The following is a 4,724-nucleotide window of genomic DNA, read 5'->3' on the forward strand; positions in this document are numbered from 1 at the left end:
TCCCACCCGCACGATCTGCGCGCCGCCTTCGAGCGTGCGCACGATGGTCATAGGCAACGGCGTCACCGGATGTTGCGCGTACTGCCGCGCCGTAAAAACCGATGCCTCGATGTCCTTCGGCAATGGCCGCAGCGTGTGATATTTCCACTCCGGCACGGAGGACAGGAAGATCACGCCGTGGTCATCGGTGACGAGAAGCGGTTCCGAGGAATCGGCGCCCTGCAGCCATTCCAGATTCAGCTTCACGACCGCCACGCCGATGATCTCGTGCGAGCCCTCGCGGAAAACCGGCTGCGAGATGAAATATCCCGGCTCGCGCGAGATGGTGCCGAGTCCGAAGAAGCGCCCGGTGCCGCCTTTGACGGCATCGACGAAGTACGGGCGGAACAGGTATTCCGCGCCCACGAAACTGTCCGGGCCGTTCCAGTTGCTCGCCGCGACGCAGCGCCCGTTCGCCTGGATGATGTAAGTCGCCGTAGCCCGCGCATGCGTGTTCAGGTCTTCGAGATAGCGATCGGCACGGGCCGCGTAACGCGGGTTTGGATCGGCGAGGACTTCCTGGACGAACGGATGGCGCGACAGCAGATACGGCAGGTATTCGTAGCGGTCGAGCGTGCTTTTGAGCTCGGCGGTCGTGCGATCCACGCGCGTCGCCGCGTTCTGGCGCAGCTCGTCAAGGCCGCGCTGCCACGCAACAGTCCACGTGAGCGCGCACACGCCGCAAAGCGCCGCGAGAAGCACGAGGAAAACCAGCAATCGCCGCGTCAAGTGAACGGGCTCCAATCGGTGAGATCCACCGATTGTGGCACGCGCGGCTTCGAACGCAGCGTCCGGATGCCCAGCGCCCGGATACCCGGCGTCCGGATGCCCGGCGTCCGGATGCCCGGCGCCCGTAAACACGCGCGGCGAAGCATCCGCCAGAGAATGCTTCGCCGCTTTCATTGCCGTTGGTTCCTTTGTGCGATCGTTCGAATCGCTTCAGCGCCGATCAGGAAACCGTTTCGGCTTCGGTATCGACCGCGCCGTGCTTGAGCTGGTCACGCAGCTTGTCGCGATCCAGTTCGTTTTCCCATGCCGACACGACCACCGTCGCCACGCCGTTACCCACGATGTTCGTGAGCGCACGGCATTCGCTCATGAAGCGGTCGATGCCGAGAATCAGCACCATGCCCGACAGCGGAATGGTCGGCACTACGGCGAGCGTTGCGGCCAGCGTGATGAAACCTGCGCCGGTCACGCCGCTTGCACCCTTCGACGTCAGCATGGTCACCGCGAGCAGCGTCAGTTGTTGCGTCCAGGTAAGGTCGGTGTTGGTCGCCTGTGCAATGAAGAGCACGGCCATCGTCATGTAGATGTTCGTGCCGTCGAGGTTGAACGAATAACCGGTCGGCACCACGAGGCCCACCACCGAGCGCGAGCAGCCGAGCTTTTCGAGCTTGAGCATCAGTTGCGGCAACGCAGCTTCAGACGAGCTCGTGCCCAGCACGATCAGCATCTCTTCCTTGATGTACGCGACGAAGCGCAGAATGTTGAAGCCCACCAGCTTTGCGATGATCCCGAGCACCACGACCACGAAGATCACCGACGTCAGATAGAACGTGCCGATCAGCTTGAGCATGGGAATCAGCGAACCGATGCCGTACTTGCCGATGGTGAAGGCCATCGCGCCGAATGCGCCGATCGGGGCCAGCTTCGTGATGATGCGCACGATGCCGAACAGGATATGCGACAGCCCTTCGATAAACCCCGTCACCACACGGCCTTTCTCACCCGCCGTGGCCAGCACCGCGCCGAACAGGAGTGCGATCAGCAGGATCTGCAGGATCTCGCCTTGCGCGAACGCGGAAGACATCGTGTCAGGAATGATGTGCAGCAGGAAGTCGGTCGTGGTCTGGCCGTGCGCCTTCGCAGCATACGAAGCGACCGCCTTGCCGTCGAGCGTAGCCGGATCGATGTTGAAGCCCACACCCGGCTTCAGGATGTGCGTGGCGGCGAGGCCGAGCACGAGCGCGAACGTCGAGACGACTTCGAAGTAGAGCAGCGCCTTGCCGCCGACGCGCCCGACCTTCTTCATGTCTTCCATGCCGGCGATTCCGGTCACGACCGTACAGAAGATGATCGGCCCGATCACCATTTTGATGAGCTTGATGAACGCATCGCCGAGCGGCTTCATGTCGGTGGCGAGCGCGGGATAGTAATGCCCGAGCGCGATACCGATGGCGATAGCCAGCAGCACCTGCACATACAGGATTTTATAAAAAGGTTTTTTGACGGTTGTCACAGTTGTTCCGGGCATGGTCGGCAAATGGCGAAAGGGTGAGACAAAAACGCGCCGGCGCCCGACTGCGGCGATGCGCGTCCGGCGTCGGCAGAAATCAGGTTGATTTGCGTGAACAGGGCTGCATTGAATGGTCTCCTTGTTTTTTTGGGGGCCTGCTGGCCTTCCTTCTATATTGCAAGGTCAGTGCCAGTTTTTGCAACGCGTCGACGCTTGATTTTTAAGGGGTTTTCGTTGCCTTGGAGCGACCGGAATCTGTCTTTCCGGATTTTCAAGAAAACCCATTCCGACCATCCGGACGGCATTCGGGTAATCCCTGAGACGCTTTATCTACGGGCTTTCCCGAGGTTTTGAGGGTTCAGGGAAGCAGCATTGGACATCGAGGTTTTCTGCGCAAACAGACGCGCGCTGGCATAAAAAAACCCACGTCGCCGTGGGTTTTTTCATCGCGTCAGAACCAGCAATATCAAACCGCGCCGACCAGTCCAGCATCGTGGGCTTGCTGATCCGCGTGATAGCTCGACCGCACCATTGCGCCGACGGCCGCGTGCGTGAAGCCCATCTTGTACGCTTCTTCCTCGTACATCTTGAAGGTATCGGGGTGAACGTAAGAGCGCACCGGCAGATGATGCTCCGACGGCTGCAGATACTGGCCGATGGTCAGCATGTCCACGTCATGTGCACGCAGGTCGCGCATCACCTGAAGGATTTCTTCTTCCGTTTCGCCAAGGCCCACCATCAGGCCGGACTTCGTCGCCACTTCCGGATGCAGCGCCTTGAAGTCCTTCAGCAACTTCAGCGAATGCGCGTAATCCGAACCCGGACGCGCTTCCTTGTAGAGACGCGGCACCGTTTCGAGATTGTGGTTCATTACATCGGGAGGCGCGGCGGTCAAAATGCCGATCGCGCGATCCAGGCGGCCGCGAAAATCCGGCGTCAGGATTTCGATGCGCGTCAGCGGTGAATGCTCACGCACCTGACGGATACATTCCACGAAATGCGCGGCGCCGCCGTCGCGCAGATCGTCGCGATCCACGCTCGTGATCACCACGTACTTCAGCTTCAACGCACCGATGGTCTTCGCCAGATTCAGCGGTTCGTCGGCATCGAGCGGATCAGGACGGCCGTGGCCCACGTCGCAGAACGGGCAGCGGCGCGTGCATTTGTCGCCCATGATCATGAACGTGGCCGTGCCCTTGCCGAAGCACTCGCCAATGTTCGGGCAGCTCGCTTCTTCGCACACCGTATGCAGGTTGTGCTCGCGCAGGATCTGCTTGATCTCGGTGAAACGTGAACTGCCCGTCGCGGCTTTCACGCGGATCCATTCCGGCTTCTTCAGCTTTTCGATGGGAATGATCTTGATCGGGATACGCGCCGTTTTCGCCTGCGCCTTTTGCTTGGCGGTGGCGTCGTAAGGAACGGCGGGCGTCGTGCCCTGGGTTGCGATGTTTCCAGTTACGTCAGTCATTCGGTCGGTCCATTCAGACGGCTCGCGTGAATCACGCCGTTCTGCGGTTGGGCGGCGGGAGCGCTTTGTCCGCCGATGTGGTGAGTAAGGTTGTCAGCCAGCGTTTGAGCCACGTCGTGCCAGTCGGCCAGCACGCCGAGCGTGGCCATATCGACGGTTTCGAGTCCCGCGTAACCGCAAGGATTGATCGAAAGGAACGGCTGCAGGTCCATCTTCACGTTGAGGCTCACGCCGTGATAACTGCAGCCGTTGCGGATTTTCAGGCCAAGCGCGGCGATCTTCGCGCCCGCATGAGAATGCTGAGCGGGCGTCTTGCTGACGTAGATGCCGGGCGCGCCCGCTTTGCGTTCCGTTTCGAGATTATACGATGCAAGAGTTTCGATCACGCCCTGCTCGATCCGCTGCACGAGTTCACGAACCATCAGCTTGCGCCGGCGCAGGTCGAGCATGAGATACGCCACGACCTGCCCCGGCCCGTGATACGTGATCTGGCCGCCGCGATCGACTTTTACAAGGGGGATATCGCTATTCGGATGCAGCAGGTGTGCGGGGTCGCCAGCCAGCCCGAGCGTGAAAACCGACGGATGCTCGACGAGCCAGATTTCATCGGCTGTGTCGGCCGTGCGGGCTTCCGTGAACGCGCGCATGGCGTCGAAGCTTTCTGAGTATGGCTGCACGCCACGCCAATGAACGTTGACCTTGGGCGTTGAAGCGCCTGGAACGCGATCAAGGACAGCGGAGGGGGGAGTTGTTACCGGCGTGGCGGACATGATTCCGTTAGTTTACCGAAATCCCGCCGCCCTCGCCGGAGGACGAATCAACGCATGATCGCCCGGATGCGTCGAAAGCTGGTTCAAACCGTCCGCCAGCCCGACCGGAAACGCTCGGCAAGCCGATCGAAGCCACGCGCAGCAACGATACCGAAGACTACTGGCTCGTCCCCGGCGATTCCCTGAAGCTGCGCCAGCACGAGCGGCA

Annotated in this window: 4 protein-coding genes; all 4 read right to left on the reverse strand. The window is 60.9% G+C overall.

The genetic code is table 11. The annotated features are described in order from the left end of the window. The coding region (locus ACRXB1_RS30955) for a cache domain-containing protein (protein ID WP_449494212.1) at positions 1 to 942 on the reverse strand (942 nt) is incomplete at its 3' end. A gap of 46 nt (positions 943 to 988) precedes the next feature. Beyond that, positions 989 to 2,296 (reverse strand): dicarboxylate/amino acid:cation symporter, encoded by a 1,308-nt coding sequence (locus tag ACRXB1_RS30960; protein ID WP_061998314.1) that lies wholly within the window; start codon positions 2,294 to 2,296, stop codon positions 989 to 991. 448 nt (positions 2,297 to 2,744) lie between these two features. Continuing rightward, positions 2,745 to 3,746: a lipoyl synthase gene (gene lipA, locus ACRXB1_RS30965; RefSeq protein WP_062168815.1), complete on the reverse strand. Its 1,002-nt coding sequence runs from the start codon at positions 3,744 to 3,746 to the stop codon at positions 2,745 to 2,747. Continuing rightward, complete coding sequence (lipB, locus tag ACRXB1_RS30970) at positions 3,743 to 4,516, reverse strand: lipoyl(octanoyl) transferase LipB (protein ID WP_449494213.1); 774 nt, start codon at positions 4,514 to 4,516, stop codon at positions 3,743 to 3,745. Before lipB ends, lipA begins: the two co-directional genes overlap by 4 nt. Between the last annotated feature and the right edge of the window lie 208 nt (positions 4,517 to 4,724).

The sequence above is a fragment of the Caballeronia sp. M23-90 genome (genome assembly GCF_053574605.1).

Bases quoted from the DNA above. Each gene is read 5' to 3' on its own strand.
- ACRXB1_RS30960 (WP_061998314.1), bottom strand. From the start codon at position 2,296: ATGCCCGGAACAACTGTGACAACCGTCAAAAAACCTTTTTATAAAATC.
- lipB (WP_449494213.1), bottom strand. From the start codon at position 4,516: ATGTCCGCCACGCCGGTAACAACTCCCCCCTCCGCTGTCCTTGATCGC.
- lipA (WP_062168815.1), bottom strand. From the start codon at position 3,746: ATGACTGACGTAACTGGAAACATCGCAACCCAGGGCACGACGCCCGCC.